At 70.9% G+C, this 15392-nt stretch carries 15 protein-coding genes, 1 tRNA gene and 1 pseudogene; 11 read left to right on the forward strand and 6 right to left on the reverse strand.

Going from position 1 to position 15392, the window contains the following annotated elements:
- The first annotated feature begins 299 nt into the window (after nucleotides 1–299).
- The 6 genes and pseudogenes from QSK10_RS05990 to QSK10_RS06015 all read left to right on the forward strand — a co-directional run bounded on the left by QSK10_RS05990 (nucleotide 300) and on the right by QSK10_RS06015 (nucleotide 5909).
- Nucleotides 300–1007 (forward strand): DUF4129 domain-containing protein, encoded by a 708-nt coding sequence (locus tag QSK10_RS05990; protein ID WP_285661588.1) that lies wholly within the window; start codon nucleotides 300–302, stop codon nucleotides 1005–1007.
- Nucleotides 1004–1510 carry a hypothetical protein gene (locus QSK10_RS05995; protein WP_285661589.1) on the forward strand — a complete coding sequence of 169 codons (507 nt, stop codon included), beginning with the start codon at nucleotides 1004–1006 and terminating at the stop codon, nucleotides 1508–1510. The genes QSK10_RS05990 and QSK10_RS05995 overlap by 4 nt, the downstream gene beginning before the upstream one ends.
- A 29-nt stretch (nucleotides 1511–1539) precedes the next feature.
- Nucleotides 1540–2505, forward strand: a pseudogene (locus QSK10_RS06000) (AAA family ATPase); the annotation flags it as partial.
- Nucleotides 2506–2597: 92 nt separating this feature from the next.
- Nucleotides 2598–3965, forward strand: a complete 1368-nt coding sequence (locus QSK10_RS06005; RefSeq protein ID WP_432705293.1) for a DUF58 domain-containing protein — start codon at nucleotides 2598–2600, stop codon at nucleotides 3963–3965.
- Nucleotides 3965–4525, forward strand: coding sequence for a hypothetical protein (locus tag QSK10_RS06010; RefSeq protein WP_285661590.1), 561 nt, complete (start codon nucleotides 3965–3967; stop codon nucleotides 4523–4525). Before QSK10_RS06005 ends, QSK10_RS06010 begins: the two co-directional genes overlap by 1 nt.
- A 52-nt stretch (nucleotides 4526–4577) precedes the next feature.
- Nucleotides 4578–5909, forward strand: a complete 1332-nt coding sequence (locus QSK10_RS06015) for an NAD(P)/FAD-dependent oxidoreductase (protein ID WP_285661591.1) — start codon at nucleotides 4578–4580, stop codon at nucleotides 5907–5909.
- A gap of 109 nt (nucleotides 5910–6018) precedes the next feature.
- Here QSK10_RS06015 and QSK10_RS06020 read toward each other — a convergent pair whose 3' ends face one another.
- Nucleotides 6019–7866, reverse strand: a complete 1848-nt coding sequence (locus QSK10_RS06020) for a DUF6311 domain-containing protein (protein ID WP_285661592.1) — start codon at nucleotides 7864–7866, stop codon at nucleotides 6019–6021.
- Between the two features lie 211 nt (nucleotides 7867–8077).
- Between QSK10_RS06020 and QSK10_RS06025 the strand changes: the two genes are divergently transcribed.
- Nucleotides 8078–8159: transfer RNA gene (locus tag QSK10_RS06025), tRNA-Leu, on the forward strand.
- Between the two features lie 198 nt (nucleotides 8160–8357).
- Here the strand turns inward: QSK10_RS06025 and QSK10_RS06030 are convergent.
- Complete coding sequence (locus QSK10_RS06030) at nucleotides 8358–9218, reverse strand: hypothetical protein (protein ID WP_285661593.1); 861 nt, start codon at nucleotides 9216–9218, stop codon at nucleotides 8358–8360.
- Between the two features lie 34 nt (nucleotides 9219–9252).
- Complete coding sequence (locus QSK10_RS06035; RefSeq protein ID WP_285661594.1) at nucleotides 9253–10179, reverse strand: hypothetical protein; 927 nt, start codon at nucleotides 10177–10179, stop codon at nucleotides 9253–9255.
- Nucleotides 10180–10379: 200 nt separating this feature from the next.
- Here QSK10_RS06035 and QSK10_RS06040 point away from each other — a divergent pair, with 200 nt between their 5' ends.
- Nucleotides 10380–11159 carry a Bax inhibitor-1/YccA family protein gene (locus QSK10_RS06040; RefSeq protein WP_285661595.1) on the forward strand — a complete coding sequence of 260 codons (780 nt, stop codon included), beginning with the start codon at nucleotides 10380–10382 and terminating at the stop codon, nucleotides 11157–11159.
- Nucleotides 11156–11473 (forward strand): hypothetical protein, encoded by a 318-nt coding sequence (locus QSK10_RS06045; protein ID WP_285661596.1) that lies wholly within the window; start codon nucleotides 11156–11158, stop codon nucleotides 11471–11473. Before QSK10_RS06040 ends, QSK10_RS06045 begins: the two co-directional genes overlap by 4 nt.
- On the opposite strand, the gene QSK10_RS06050 is transcribed toward QSK10_RS06045, so the two are convergent.
- Nucleotides 11470–12249 (reverse strand): SGNH/GDSL hydrolase family protein, encoded by a 780-nt coding sequence (locus QSK10_RS06050; RefSeq protein ID WP_285661597.1) that lies wholly within the window; start codon nucleotides 12247–12249, stop codon nucleotides 11470–11472. The genes QSK10_RS06045 and QSK10_RS06050 overlap by 4 nt on opposite strands.
- A 49-nt stretch (nucleotides 12250–12298) precedes the next feature.
- On the opposite strand from QSK10_RS06050, the gene QSK10_RS06055 reads away from it, so the two are divergent.
- Complete coding sequence (locus tag QSK10_RS06055; RefSeq protein ID WP_285661598.1) at nucleotides 12299–13666, forward strand: cystathionine beta-synthase; 1368 nt, start codon at nucleotides 12299–12301, stop codon at nucleotides 13664–13666.
- Nucleotides 13667–13741: 75 nt separating this feature from the next.
- On the opposite strand, the gene QSK10_RS06060 is transcribed toward QSK10_RS06055, so the two are convergent.
- Nucleotides 13742–14038, reverse strand: coding sequence for a hypothetical protein (locus QSK10_RS06060; RefSeq protein ID WP_285661599.1), 297 nt, complete (start codon nucleotides 14036–14038; stop codon nucleotides 13742–13744).
- Nucleotides 14039–14278: 240 nt separating this feature from the next.
- Nucleotides 14279–14650 (reverse strand): VOC family protein, encoded by a 372-nt coding sequence (locus tag QSK10_RS06065; protein WP_285661600.1) that lies wholly within the window; start codon nucleotides 14648–14650, stop codon nucleotides 14279–14281.
- Nucleotides 14651–14774: 124 nt separating this feature from the next.
- On the opposite strand from QSK10_RS06065, the gene QSK10_RS06070 reads away from it, so the two are divergent.
- Nucleotides 14775–15347 (forward strand): TetR/AcrR family transcriptional regulator, encoded by a 573-nt coding sequence (locus QSK10_RS06070; RefSeq protein ID WP_285661601.1) that lies wholly within the window; start codon nucleotides 14775–14777, stop codon nucleotides 15345–15347.
- Nucleotides 15348–15392: the final 45 nt, after the last annotated feature.

Raw genomic sequence — 15392 nt, forward strand, 5'->3', positions numbered from 1 at the left:
CCCAGGGCTGAAAGCCCTGACCAGACGGCGACCGTGTCATAGCGCCGATGTGGCGAATAGAGGACGGTCGATCCGTGGGGTGGGGCGAGAAGTGCGAGGAGACGGGCTCAGGGTGAGGGTGATGGGAGAGAGGATGCCGGGCTGAGGCCTGAGGCCTGAGGCAACAAAAGCCCCACCCCCCAAAACACCAACCCCGCCACAGTCAAATAACAACCCAGCCAACCCCCTTGACGCACCCCCACCCCCCGAGCTTCCCTTACCCCAGCGCCGATACGGGGTCGGCGCCAATGGAGGCACGCGTGACCCACCTAAGGCGATGGCTGCCGCTCCTCACCGTCTCCACCCTCCTCCTGCTCATCGCCGCCACCGCCTCGATCGTCGATCTCCGCGGCACCGACGTGCAGCCCCCGGACTTCCGGGACATGATGTCCCCGACCGGCTCAGAAAGCCCGAGCTCCACCCCCACCCACTCCCTCTCCCCGGTACCAAAGACAGGAGCCGAGGAAGGCATCCACCCCTTCCTCATCGTCCTGGCCTCCCTGGCCGCGCTGATCATCGTCGCCCTCTTCGCCTTCCTGATCACCCTCCTCATCCGCGGCCTCATCTCCAACGTCAAGAACCGCTCCATCCCCGACGTCGTCTACGACGAGCAGGCCGCCGAGCTGGCCCCGGAGCTGGAGGAGGTCCGGCAGGCGGTCCGCGCGAGCCTCGCCGACATCGACGAGGGCGGCGACCCGCGCCGCGCGGTGATCGCCTGCTGGCTGTCGCTGGAGAAGGCCGCCGCGCGCGCCGGCGTCGAGCGTCTCGCCTCGGAGACCTCCACGGAGCTGGTGCACCGGGTCCTGGCCGCGCACCGCATCAACCCGCGCGCCCTGGACCGTCTGGCGTCCCTCTACCGGGACGCCCGTTACGCCCCCCACGACGTCACCGACTCCATGCGCGCCGACGCCCGCCAGGCGCTGGTCGAACTGGACGCGCAGCTCACCACCACAGGGGTGCCCGCGTGAAGGGCAAGTTCACCGTCGGCTGGGTCTTCGGGACCCTCGCCCTGACCGTCCTCATCGGCGGTTTCATCTCCGGCGTGCTGGCGCTGATCGGCAAGAACTTCACCGCCTACGTCTTCACGACGGTCCTGGCCGCGCTCGTGATCCGCAAGATCCTGACGCTGCTGGCCGGACCGAAGGAGACCGTCCCGTCGCCGATCCCGGGACGTGGCACGCACAGCCATCTCGTGCCGCGCCGCCCGTTCGCCTCGGCCGCGCGCTGGGAGAACCGCCTGTCGTGGACGACGGGCGATCCCGAGCGTTTCGACGGCGCGGTGCGCGTCCGGCTGCGCGAGCTCACCGACGAGCGCCTGCGCCGGCGGCACGGCTTCACCATCGACGGCGATCCCGCCCGCGCCCACGCGACTCTCGGGCAGCCGCTGTGGGACTTCCTGCACCACAGGGTCGCCGTCACGCCCAACCCGGCGCAACTCGACTGGTTCGTCGCCCGCATTGAGGAGATCTGATGTCCGAGCAACCCGCCGCCACCGCGTCCATGCCGCTGGCCCAGGTCAGCGCGTACGCGCAGCAGGTCCTGGACCAGGTGAACACGGTCATCGTCGGCAAGCGCGAATCGCTGGAGCTGGTGCTGGCGGGCATCCTCGCCGGTGGGCACGTGCTGCTGGAGGACTTCCCGGGCCTGGCCAAGACGCTCACCGCGCGCTGCTTCGCGCAGAGCCTGGGCATCGGGTTCAAGCGCGTCCAGTTCACCCCGGACCTGCTCCCGGCGGACCTGACCGGCTCGTTCCTCTACGACCAGAAGAACGGCGAGTTCTCCTTCCGCGCCGGGCCGGTCTTCACCAACCTGATGCTCGCCGACGAGATCAACCGGACGCCCCCGAAGACGCAGGCGGCGCTGCTGGAGGCGATGCAGGAGAAGCAGGTCAGCGTCGAGGGCACCACCTACCGCCTGGACGCCCCGTTCCACGTGCTGGCCACCGCCAACCCCATCGAGTACGAGGGCACCTACCCGCTGCCGGAGGCGCAGTTGGACCGGTTCCTGCTGCGCGTGTCCTTCGGCTACCCCACCCCCGACGAGGAGTGGACGGTCCTGCGCCGCCGCATCGCCCGGCAGCAGGAGGAGGCCAACCTCGCGCAGGTCGTGGACGCCCAGACGCTGCTGGCCATGCAGCGGGCCCTGGAGACGGTGGCGGTGGAGGACTCCATCGGCCGCTACATCGTCAACATCGTCGCCGCCACGCGCGAGCACGCGCAGGTGCAGGTCGGTTCGTCCCCGCGCGGCTCGCTGGCGCTGCTGCTGACCGCCCGGGCGCGCGCGGTGCTGTCGGGACGCGACTACGTCATCCCCGAGGACGTCAAGAGCGTCGCCCCCGCCGCGCTGACGCACCGGATCTCGCTGAAGCCGGAGATGTGGCTGCGCCGCGTCGACCCGGCCGGGATCATCCGGCACATCTGCGAGCAGACGCCCGTCCCGGCCTCCGAGCAGCTGCCCACCTACGCCGGGCAGGCCACGCCGGGCGGTCCCGTCCCGTACGCGCCGGGCCAGCAACCCGCGGTGAACCCGAACCACCCGGTCAACCGGTACACGAGCTGATGACCGCCAATCTGGCGATGGCCCTGAGCCCGGCCACGGGCCAGGCTCCCGATCTGCCCAAGGACGACGAGGACAAGCCCATGTGGGCCCCCACCCGCGCCCTGCGCCGGGCGGTGGCCGTCGCGGCCACCGCGGCGGGCCTGGGCGTCCTGTTCGGCCGCCTGGACCTGGTCGTCGTCGCCGTCCCGTTCATCGTGGGCCTGTCGATCGCGCTGCTGAAGCGCCCGACGCGCCCGCCGACGGTGCGGCTGGACATCGAGCGCGCCATCAACGCCGAGGGCGGCGACGTGGACGCGCGGCTCATGGTGTTCAACCCCGAGGACACCGAGTACTCGTCCCTGGTCACCCGCACCGCCGTGCCCCGCTGGATCAAGGCGCGGCACGGGTACGGGACCTACGCGGCGACCGTCGCGCCGAACACCGCGACCGTCGTCCAGATCGGCGGCTCGGTGGAGCGCTGGGGCGAGCACCCCATCGGTCCCGCGCACGTCATGGCCTACGCCTGCGACAACCTGCTCCAGTGCCGGCCGGTGGCCGCGCCCATGCAGCAGGTTCGCGCCTACCCGGTGAGCGAGCCGTTCACCGCCGACGACGCCATGCCCCGCGCGGGCGGCCTGTCGGGCGCGCACCGCTCGCGGCGGCCCGGCGAGGGCGGCGAGCTGGCCGGGGTCCGGCACTACCAGCCCGGGGACCGGCTGCGCCGCATCGACTGGCGCGTCTCGCTGCGCACCCGCGAGCTGCACGTCAACCACACCCTGTCCGACCGGGACGCCGAGGTCGTGCTGCTGCTGGACATGGGCGCCGACGCCGGGGAGTCCGGCGGGGTCAAGGGCGCGTCGAGCGTCCTGGACACCACCGTGCGCGCCACCGCGTCCATCGCCGACCACTACCTCTCGCGCGGTGACCGCGTCTCGTGCGTGGAGTACGGCGGGCGCATCCGGCGCCTGCGCGCGGGCGGCGGGCGCCGCCACTACCTGGCGATCCTGGACTGGCTGCTGGGCGTGCGCGTCTGGCAGGGCAGCGGGGACGAGGAGCGCCTCCTGCGCACCGGCGGGCTCCCCAGCAACGCGCTAGTGGTGATGCTGACGCCGCTGCTGGACGACTCCGCGGTCGCCGCGCTGGCCACCATGGCCCGCTCGGGCCGTTTCGTGGTCGTCGTCGACACGCTCCCGCCGGACGTGCGCCCGCCGCACGACACGCCCTGGAGCCCCATCGCCGAGCGCCTGTGGCGCCTGGACCGGGAGAACGTCGTCGCCGAGCTGCGCGAGCACGGCGTCCCCGTCGTGCCGTGGACCGGCACCGGCAGCCTCGACCAGGTCCTGCGCGACGTCACGCGCATGTCGGCGGCGAGAGGAGCGGTCATCTGATGGGCGCCAACATCGACTACTACACCGAGCGCGCCCGCCAGGGCCGCGCCTGGGTGGACCGCCTGGACCCGATCGCGCTCGGCGTCCGCGTCGCGGTGTTCGCCACCGGCGCGCTCGCCATCGGCCTCAGCGGCACCTACCTGGGCTTCTGGCGGGTGACGGCGCTGGGCCTGGCGGTGGCGCTGATGCCGACGCTGCGCCCGGCGGGACCGTGGGCGACGCTGCTGATCGTGGTGTGCCTGGGCGTCCTGCTGATGGGCGGCGAGACGGAGAACTTCCTGACGCTCTTCCCCATCGCGGCCCTCCTGTACGCCCACCATCAGGCCGCCGCACAGGCTGTGACCTTGCGCACCGACACCTATACGCCACCCGACGTGATCATGGGCCTTCTGCGCCGTACGGGCGTCACGCTATTGATCTCGGCGATTCTGGCCGCGGTGTTCAGCCTGCTCCCAGGCGTCTTCCAGCGGACGTCCTCGCTCGTCGTCGCCGCCATCGGCCTCGTGGCCGTGGTCGGGCTGGTGTGCGTGCTGACGGCGATGGGCCGCAGAAAGCGCTGACTGTGCCGGGGAATACATACACGGGCCGACGTGTTCGCGCGATGATGGCTGGGTGGACCGCAAGAGGATTCTCATCATCGGCGCAGGTCACGTCGGCTTTTACGTAGCCGCAGACCTCGGCCGCAAGCTACGCAAAGAGATCCGTCGAGGCGCCGTCGAAGTCGTCGTCGTGGACCCCAACCAGCACATGACCTACCAGCCGTTCCTGCCCGAGGCGGCCGCCGGTCACATCTCCCCCAGGCACGGCGTGATCTCGCTGCGCCGCTCGCTGAAGCACTGCACGATCCTGGCCGGGCGCGTCACCAGGATCGACCACGCCGACCGGACGGTCACCGTCCAGCCCATCACCGGCCCCGCGCGCAAGGTCGAGTACGACGAGATCGTCGTCGCGCCCGGTTCGGTGTCGCGGACCCTGCCCATCCCCGGGCTCGCTGAGAACGGCATCGGCTTCAAGACCATGGGCGAGGCCATCTACCTGCGCAACCACGTCCTGGCGCGGCTCGACATCGCCGCGTCCACCACCGACGAGGAGGTGCGCCGCCGGGCCCTGTCGTTCGTGTTCGTCGGCGGCGGCTTCGCGGGCATCGAGGCCCTGGCGGAGCTGGAGGACATGGTCCGCGACACCCTCCGCTACTACCCCGAGCTGGAGATGGAGCAGACCCGCTGGGTGCTCGTCGAGGCCAGCCAGCGGATCCTGCCCGAGGTCGGCCCCGACATGGGCGTCTACACCGTCCGGCAGCTGCTCAAGCGCGGCCTGGACATCCGCCTGAACACGCTGCTGAAGTCGTGCGTGGACGGGCACGTCGTCCTGTCCGACGGGACCGAGTTCGAGTCCGACACCATCGTGTGGACCGCCGGCGTCAAGCCCAACCCGATGCTGCGCGAGAGCGACCTGCCCACCGGCCCCAAGGGGCACGTGGTGTGCGTCCCGACCCTCCAGGTCGCCACCGAGGACGGCACGGTCGTGCCCGGCGCGTGGGCGGCCGGGGACGGCGCGCAGGTCCCGGACCTGACCAACCCCGGCGGCTACTGCTCGCCGAGCGCGCAGCACGCCGTCCGGCAGGCGCACCGGCTGTCGAAGAACCTGGTGGCCGTCCTGCGCGGCGGGCAGCCCGTGGAGTACCGGCACAAGTACGCCGGTTCGGTGGCCAGCCTCGGCCTCCACAAGGGCGTGGCGCACGTGTACAACATCAAGCTCAAGGGCATCCTGGCCTGGTTCCTGCACCGGACCTACCACCTCAGCCGCGTGCCCGGTTTCGGCCGCAAGACGCGCGTGGTGGCCGACTGGACCCTGGCGCTGCTGACGAAGCGCGAGATCGTGCAGCTGGGCGAGTTGCAGGAACCGCATGGACCGTTCGCCGAAGCAAGTACCGGCGAGGTCTGAACCCGACCCCACCCGGCGGCACCGCGACACACGCCGGGTGGGCACGGGAACCGCACGGCCCCACAGTGCCCCGAAGCGAGCACCGGCGAGGTCTGAGCCCCCGCCCCCGTCACCCGACGGGGGCGTCGCTCACCTTCCACACCCACACGTCCATGACCTGCTGCCCCGGCCCCAGCAACCGCGTGGTCAGCTCCACCATCTGCGGCACCCGGTAGTCGGTGGGCACGACCACGCAGTCGGCCTTCCACTCCAGGATGTCCTTGCGGGCCTGGGCGCGTGTCTCCTCGTTGACCTCGGGGACGTCCTCGCCCTCCCAGACCTTGCGCCACATGGTGGCCGTCGGGCGTGACCACGTCCCCATCGACGTCGCCCCGTCGGCGCCGTAGGGGCCCAGGAAGAAGCCCTCGGGCGTCCCGAAGGCGCCGTTGGCGGCCGTCGCCCACCGCATCGTGTTCGGGTTGCCGGGCGTGGGCGGGGGCACGGGGACGATGACGCCGCCCTCGGGCGCGCATTCGCGCCAGGCGCCGCTGGTGATGAACTCCGGGACCGGCGGGCGCTCCATGGCCGGCAGCGCGCGCGGCGTCAGCGGGATGAGCGCGGCCAGCACGATGAGCAGGACCGAGGTCCGCACGATGAGGTTCTGCCCCTTGGGCATGCCCGACAGGCGCAGCCGGATCGCGGTGAGGATCCCGCGCGGGCGGGCGGCGTCCACGGCCAGCGCCAGGACCGCGCCGACGGCCGGTATCAGCGCCAGCGCGTAGCGGGTGGGCAGGGCCGCGTCGACGACCGGCATCCACCCGATGAGCTCGTAGGGTCCCCAGATGCGGGTGGGTTCGCCGTTGAACAGGACCTGCGGGCCGATCGACAGCAGGAACATCACCAGGATGACCGCGGCCAGCGCGCGCACGACCTTGCGGCTGAACCACAGGCAGCCGATGGCGATCACGGTGACCACGATGACGGCCGGGCCCAGGAACGTGTTCTGCTCGGTGTGCCCGGGCGCCAGTTTCGACACGTCGTCGTGGCCGCCGATGGTCAGCTGCGAGAACGTCGTCCAGGAGACCACGTCGGAGCTGAAGTACTCGGCGGCGAAGGGCGCGTTGTTCAGGTGCTGCGCCCCGGTGAACTGCACCATCAGCGGGTAGGCGACCAGCGCCAGGCCGACGAAGGCGGCCGTGGTCAGCCCGAGCCCGAGGTTGACCAGCCGTCCCTTGAGCTCGCGCAGGTGCCCCAGCACCCACACCAGCGCGAAGATCACCGCGCCCAGGACGCTCAGGTACAGCACCTCTTCGCCGACGAACAGCTGCGCCGCCGACAGGACGCCCAGCAGCGCGCCCCAGCGCACGGGCCTGCGGCCCCGCCACACCTTGATCAGGCACCAGATCAGCAGCGGCGCCAGCCATCCCGCCGAGATGTGCAGGTGCGACTGGGACTGCGAGAGCATGCCGGGGGCGAAGCCGCAGAAGAGCGCGCCGGTGAAGGCCGCCAGGCGTGAGGACACCAGTTCCCGCGAGAACAGCAGGTACCAGCAGAACGCGGTGGCGGCGAGGTTCCCGGCGAGCGCGACGGCGAAGGTGACCGGCGCGCCCCAGATCCAGGTGATGGGTGCCAGCAGGACCGCGTGCCCGATGTGGGAGGCGTTGGCCATGAGGTTGACGCCGTCGGGTGAGTTCAGCCGGTCGGTGACGAGGGAGAAGTCGCCGATCCAGAAGCGGCCGCCGTAGCCGAGGAACCATTCGATGAGGACCTGGTCGGTCCAGTTGGCGGTGAGCAGCCGCCCGTTCGGGGCGGCGAGCAACTGGTGTCCGATGTAGACGGCGAGGCCGAGGAAGGCGGCCGCGGCGGCCAGGTCGGTGGCGACGCGGGTCCGCACGCGCCTCCGCCAGCGGGGGACCGGAGTCTCCGGAGGGATCGGCGGGTCTTGGGGGACGGGCGCCTCCCGGGGGATCTCTGCCACGTCACGCACCCTATCCGGAAAGCCGTGGGGCGCCGGTGGTGGAGCGCCGCCGCGTCCGGCCACAGTGGCCGTGCGGGCGGGGGTGAAGATCAACCGGGAGTACCGGGACGACACCACCAAAAAAGTTCTGAACCCTTTGCCGGATAAGCGTTCTATACGGCTTATTTCAGGGGAGCGCTGAGAGGCATGTCACCGCTACCGTGTCTTCTACGCCCGGGTGGTGGAAACGGGAGACACACCTGCCTTAAAAGCAGGTGCCGCGAGGCGTGAGGGTTCGAGTCCCTCCCCGGGCACTGTCGACGGGCCGATCGTCCCTTGGGACATCGGCCCCTTCTTTTGTCTCCGGGTTCTTTCCCATTGCGGCCGGTGTTCATCTTGGACGACGTGAGAGCGCTTCCGGTTCCGCCGTCCGGCCAGCTTTTTCCGGCGTCCGTGCCCCTTCGGGCATGCATTTCGGGCAAAGCATCCGTAAGGGGCGGACGGCGGATGGCTCATTTACAGTGGTTGGTGAACACGGAGGTGTCGGAGCCCGCCTCCCAGATCCGCTCGGCGTTCGGGTCGGCGGTGCCGTCGCCCGTCATGGGCGGCTCCAGGGCGAGCACCCCGCGCTTCACCCCGTCGCAGGAGAGTCCCTGCCACGCCGCTCGGCCGCCGTTCCCGAGCCACACGCCCTGCGAGGTGCGGGCGATGTCGTCGGGGTCGGTGATCTCCCAGTTCTGCGTCAGGTTGAGCACGATGAGGTGGTCGCCGTAGTAGACGAGGTCGCCGGTGAAGCCGTAGGCCCACACCAGGTTCGTGGTGATCCGCAGGACCGCGCGGCCGTGTTCGTCGGTGCTTTCACTGAAACTCACCGTTCCGGTGACGCGGGGCGGGGACGCCAGGGACGCGCCCGCGTCGAGTTCGCTCACGAGGTGCAGCCGCTGGTCGTCCTCCAGGTAGCCGCCGACGTTCTTGCGGGCGTCGGGCGCGAACAGACCCTGGAACCCTTCGGGGTCGATCTTGCCCGCCGCCCAGTCGACCCGACCGGCCCACAGGATGTCCTTGACGTCCTTCAGCGCGCCCTCGACCTGCTTGCGGGTGAAGTGGCCGGTGGACTTCGCCTCGGGCCAGGCCAGGTCGCCGAACTCCTTCCAGTCCGCCGTGGGGGTGCCCTCGAAGGGCGTCTCGGGCATGGGCACGAAACCCGGTAGTGACGCGTCGGTGCCGTCATCGGCCTTGGGCAGGTCGATGAAGCCCGCCTTCCCCAGCGCGAACACCACCGCCAGCCCGCACACGGCGATGGCGAGGACAACGCCGACGGCGGTCTTAAGACGGTTCAGCAGACGACGGCGGCGGTGCGCGGGGTGCAGCATGGGGTGGGCCGATCCTTCGAGAGTGCGGGGTGGGCTACTTGCAGGCGGTGAGCCCGCCTTCGTCGTCGAGGACGGCTTCTTTGCTGCCCACGTGGGCGGGCGCGATGTGCCCGGCGAGGGCCTCTTCGCAGTCGCCGTTGGCCAGCGCCCACTCGTAGTCGGTGAGCCACAGGCCGGTGGCGGACGGGTCGACCTCGCCCGCGACGGGCAGTTGCCACACCGTCGTGGTGTCGAGGACGACGAGGGGGTTGTAGTAGCGCTGCCCGCGCCGGTCGAAGTAGTAGGCGAAGCGGGCCTTGACGGTGATCTCCAGGACCGTCACGCCCTCGTCGTCCTTCACCTCATCGACCGTGGGGGGCTCGGCGTAGGTGTAGCGGACCTCTTCGAGCAGCTCGTGCCCGTCGGCGAGGGCGGAGACCAGGGCGAGCCGCTCGGCTCCGTCGAGGGTGTCGCCGAGGTACTGGCGCATGCCGGGCGAGTGGGCGCGCACGTAGGCGGCGGGGTCGCTCTTCCCGGTGGCCCAGTCGACGCGGCCGAGGACGATGAGGTCCTCCAGGTCGTCCAGGATCGCGCGGATCTCCCCGGCGGTGAAGTGCTCCTGGGCGAGGGCGACGGGCAGGACGATGTCGGCCGCCTCCGGCCAGTTCTCGGCCTCCGTGCCGGTGTAGTACGACGCGTCCGGTTGCGACGAGGACGGCTTCCACCCGTACCGGAGGTAGGACACCAGGCCGAGGCCGAGGAGGGCGGCGACGACCAGGGCGACGGCGCGGGTCCAGCCGGGCAGGCGGCCGAGGCGGGCGCGGACCCGCCCGGTGGGGGTGTAGTGCCAGGCCGGCGGCGTGTTCTGCCCCACGGCGGGCGAGGTCACATTCGGCGGGGGCCAGCCGCCGGGCGGGACGGGCGGGGGCGGCGGGGTGACGGGCTGGTTTCCCTGCGTGGGCGGTGTTTCGGAGTGGGACACGGTGGTCTTTCGGGCATGGCACGGGGACGCGCGGGCGGGCGTGGGCAAGCGATTGTGACCGTCGCCGGGCCCCTCGCGCAAGCGCGCGAACGGGCCGAAGGGGACGTCCCGGGGCCCATGCATCCGACATGCGACCGATCGTTACCGGATTGTCGTTTCGCGCATCTACTCTTGAGCCACGTCCAACCTAGGAGGAAGACGTGCGCAGCTCGAACCCCGCGCTCAACCGGTGGGTACAGGGCGCCCGACAGCAGGCTCCCGCCCCCGAGTACGGGCACATGACCAACGCCCCTCGCGTCAGCCCGATGACGCTCGATGACGTCGTCATCCGCACCATCGGCCTCGTGGCGCTCACCGGCGTGGCCGGGGCCGTCGCGTGGAACATGTGGGACATCGCCCCCGCCGTCGCGGGCGTGCTGATGGCCGTCGGGTCGATCGTGGGCCTGGCCGTCATCATCGCTTCCTGGTTCACGATGATCTCGAACCCGGCGGTCATCTCGGTGTACGCGGTGGCGCAGGGCTTCCTGCTCGGCGCGGTCAGCTACGTCTTCGAGCAGAAGTTCCCGGGCATCGTCATCCAGGCGGTACTGGGCACCTTCGGCGTGTTCGCGACCATGGCGTTGCTGTACAAGTCGCGGGTGATCCGCTCCTCGCCGCGCTTCCGGAAGATCACCATCGGCGCCGTCCTCGGCATCATGGCGCTGTCCATGATCAACCTGGTGCTCTACTTCTTCGGGGTGGACATCGGCCTCGCCCAGTACGACCTGAACGCGAAGGCCGGCTGGCTGGCGATCGGCTTCACGATCCTGTGCATCGTGGTGGCCGCCATGACCTTCGTCCTCGACTTCGAGATGGTCGAGTGGGGTGTGCGCTCCGGCGCCCCCAAGCGCATGGCCTGGGCGGCGTCCTTCGGGATGCTCGCCGGGCTGATCTTCCTCTACTGGCAGATCCTCCGCTTGCTGTCGTATCTGCGCCGGTGACGGTGGAGGTACTCGCAGATCGCATCGCCGCGCAGGTCTCCGGCTGGGGGCCTGCGCGGTGGCGTTCGGCGACCGGGGACGGTGCCGCGCGCGGCGACGTGATGCACCGCCTCATCCAGGGCCTCGCCGACCTGTGCGCCGAGGCCGAGGGACGCGAGCCGCGCCCGGTCCCGCGCCTGGACAACGATTACGCGCTGCCCGACCAGTTGCGGGTCATGACCCGCGACCTGGCGACCGTGACGGACGAACCGGTCGCCGAGCGCGCGCGAGAGCTGCTGCGGGCCGCGCACACCGCGCTGTTCACCGGGCTCTAGGCCCGGGCGCGCGAGGCGGCGTCGTAGACCGCCGGGTACAGCGCGTGCGCCAGCGCCCGGTAGCCCTCCGCCGACGGGTGCAGCCCGTGCTCGCAGAGCATCCCCCGGTCGGCGCGGAACAACGCGCCGCAGCGCGCGGCGAGGTCCACGGGGACGCCACCGGCCACCCTGATCGCCGGTGCCTGCGCGCGGGCCAGGCGTGAGCCGCGCCAGCCCGCGATCGACCGCAGCGGCTGGGCGATGGCGGTGACGCTGGACAGGTCCGGGCAGGTGCCGACCACGACCGATGACCCGGCCGCGCTCAGCCGCCGCACGGCCTCGCCCAGGCGCGCCACCGACTCCGCCGGATGGCTCACCGCCTCCGACAGGCCCGACATGAGGATCACCGCCACGTCCGGCGCCTCGCCCAGCAGCGCACGCGCGACCTGGGTCTCCAGGTCGCCGGTGCTCGCCCCGGACACCGCCGCGCTCGACAGCGAGACGCGGTGGCCGGTACCGGCGAGGAGTTCGGCGAGGACCCCGCCGACGGTCTCCTGCGCGTCCTCGACGCCGACGCCGGCGGCGAGGTCGTCACCGAAGACCACCAGCCGCAGCGGCGCGCCGTCGGCGGGACCGGCCCACATGCGCATGTGCGGCCCGAGGGTCGGGTGCCCGTGGCGGACGCGTTTGGCGGCCAGCAGTTCCAGGGCCAGCACGGCCGCGCCGGACACCACGGCCACGCCCGCCCCGATCGCCGCGGTGTAACCGGCGCGGCGCAGCAGAGTGGACAGCCGCATGACCGGCTCCTTTCGGTGGAATCGCTCGTCTGTGCCATAGGCTACCCGCGTGGACTACTACGAATCGGTCGTCGACCTGATCGGGGGAACCCCGCTGGTCCGACTCAACAAGGTGACCGAGGGCATCGAGGCCCTGGTACTGGCCAAAGTCGAGTACGTCAACCCCGGTGGCAGCGTCAAGGACCGCATCGCCGTCCGCATGATCGAGGACGCGGAGAAGGCCGGGCTCCTCCAGCCCGGCGGGACGATCGTCGAGCCGACCTCGGGCAACACCGGCGTGGGCCTGGCGATCGTGGCGCAGCAGCGCGGCTACAAGTGCGTCTTCGTGTGCCCGGACAAGGTCAGCGAGGACAAACAGAACGTCCTGCGCGCCTACGGCGCCGAGGTCGTGGTGTGTCCCACGGCGGTCGACCCGGCCGACCCGCGCTCCTACTACCAGGTCTCCGACCGGCTGGTGCGCGAGATCCCGGGCGCCTGGAAGCCCGACCAGTACAGCAACCCCGCCAACCCGCGCTCGCACTACGAGACCACCGGCCCGGAGCTGTGGGAGCAGACCGACGGGAAGATCACCCACTTCGTGGCGGGTGTGGGCACCGGCGGCACCATCAGCGGCATCGGGAAGTACCTCAAGGAGGTCTCCGGCGGCAAGGTGAAGATCATCGGCGCCGACCCGGAGGGCTCGGTGTACTCCGGTGGCACCGGCCGCCCGTACCTGGTGGAGGGCGTCGGCGAGGACTTCTGGCCGACCACTTACGACACCGGGATCTGCGACGAGATCGTGGCGGTGTCCGACAAGGACTCCTTCGACCTGACCCGGCGCCTGGCCCGCGAGGAGGGCCTGCTGGTCGGCGGATCCTGCGGCATGGCCGCCGAGGCGGCGCTGCGCGTGGCGCGCGAGGCCGGTCCCGATGCGGTGGTGGTCGTCCTGCTGCCCGACGGCGGCCGCGGCTACCTGTCGAAGATCTTCAATGACGAGTGGCTGGCCCGCTACGGCTTCCTGACCACCGCCGGTGAGGGCACCACCATCGCCGACGTGCTGGCCGGCAAGGACAAGGACCTGCCGGAGCTGGTGCACGTCCACCCGACCGACACCGTCCGCGACGCCATCGACATCCTGCGCGAGTACGGCGTGTCGCAGATGCCGGTGCTGAAGGCCGAACCGCCGGTGATGACCGCCGAGGTGACCGGCTCGGTCGCCGAGCGCGACCTCCTGGAGGCCCTGTTCTCCGGCCGCGCGCACCTGCACGACCGCGTCGAGGGGCACATGAGCGCCGCGCTGCCGATGATCGGCGGCGGCGAGCCCGTCGGGCACGCGGTGTCGCTGCTGGAGAAGCACGACGCGGCCCTGGTCCTGGTGGACGGCAAGCCGCGCGGCGTGGTGACCCGGCAGGACCTGCTGGCCTACGTCCCGAACTAGCCCGGCGCCTCGGAATAGCACGAACGCGAAGAACCCCGGCTCCAACCGAGCCGGGGTTCTTTCGTGTGCCGCTACCTACGCGTTGTAGATCTCGCCGTCGGTCAGCACGTCGTCGTTGTTGGCGTCGATCTCGGCGTAGTCGAAGGTGCCGTCCGAGTCGGTGTCCTCGTAGTACTGCTCGGCGTCGCCGTCACCGTCCTCGTCGATGAAGACCGTGTCCAGCTCGCCGTCACCATCGTTGTCCAGGGCGACAACGTCATCGGTGCCATCGGAGTTGTTGTCGATGTAGACCGAACCGTCGTCGCCGAGGTAGGCGGTGTCGTCCTCGGTGCCGTCGCCGTCGAAGTCGCCCTGAACCTCTTCGTAAGACATGTCGTTCCCCTTGGTTTGCGATGCTTTTTCTTAGCGTGTTGCCTTGACATCCAGAACTCTACGGAGAGCCCGGGGGGCCCGAATCATGGATTCGTGCCACCGCCGGACTTCGGCCGTCGGTGACCGGAGGATCACCGGCCGGTACGGCCTCACCCGACTGGACGGACGCGAAGATACCCGCCCCGGTTTCGGAGCCTAACCCGGCGTCCCGGGATATGGAATCCCTCGTGGGGGGCCGTTTCAGCGCCGGAACAGCCGGGCGTAGCGGCCGCTGTCGCGGGTGAAGTCCACGATCCGCACGGGATTGCCCGCCGGATCGGCGAAGACCGCGTAATGGCCGGTGGCGATCTCCCTGGGCGGCAGCAGCCAGGTCAGCGCGGGCCGTTCGGCGTGGAAGGCGGCCACGTCGGCCACCTTGAACACCGGGCCGGGGCCCGCCTTCCGCTCCAGCGGATGCCGTTCGAGCATGACCTCGACGTGCCCGTCGTCGTTGGCCGACATCAGGATCGTGTCCTCGTCGGGCCGGGCGATGTCCCGGAAACCCAGTCCCCGGTAGAGCTCGGCCGCGGCGTCGATGTCCTCGGCCGGATAGAGCGCGCACAGGAGTTCCATGTGTGGTTACTCTGCCGTAGCGATCTCCCCGGGGCAAGGCGTGTGACTGACCGTAAGGGCAGTTCAGACGGGTTGCGACCACATATTGGAGTGTCCACTCCAAAACCCTGCTAGGCTTGGCCGCATGCCGCGCCCCCGCACCTTCGACGAGGACACCGCCGTCGCCGCCGCCATGGCCGTCTTCCGCGCACACGGATACGAGGCGACCACGACCCAGGCCCTCTCCGCCGCCACCGGCCAGGGGCAGTCGAGCCTGTACAACGCCTTCCGCAGCAAGCACGCCCTGTTCCTGCGCGCGCTGCGCCACTACATCGACGAGACCTCCACCGCCCAGCTGGCGATCCTGGACGGCCCCGGCCCGCTCGCCTCCCGCGTCCGCGCCCTGGTCGGCACGATCATCGACGACGAGTGCGGCGAGCGCCTGGGCTGCCTGGTCACCAACACCGCGCTGGAGCTGGCGCCGCGCGACGAGGAGGTGGCGGCGGTCCTGGCCGCCGACTACGAGCGCCGGACCTCGGCGATCACCGCGCGCCTGCTGGCCGCGCGGGCGTCCGGTGAGCTTCCGGCGTCGGCGGATCCGGTGGCGCTGGCGCACTTCCTGAACGCCGCGATCGCCGGGATCCGCGTGGTCGCGCGGGGTGGCGCGGACCGGGCGGCGCTGGAGGCGGTGGCGGAGTCGGCGTACCGGCTGTTCTGAGCGCGGCGGCCGTCCCGGTCGCGCCATCCCCGGGTCGTCCCGGCC

The organism is Actinorhabdospora filicis, assembly GCF_030269765.1.
GTDB lineage: Bacteria > Actinomycetota > Actinomycetes > Mycobacteriales > Micromonosporaceae > Actinorhabdospora > Actinorhabdospora filicis.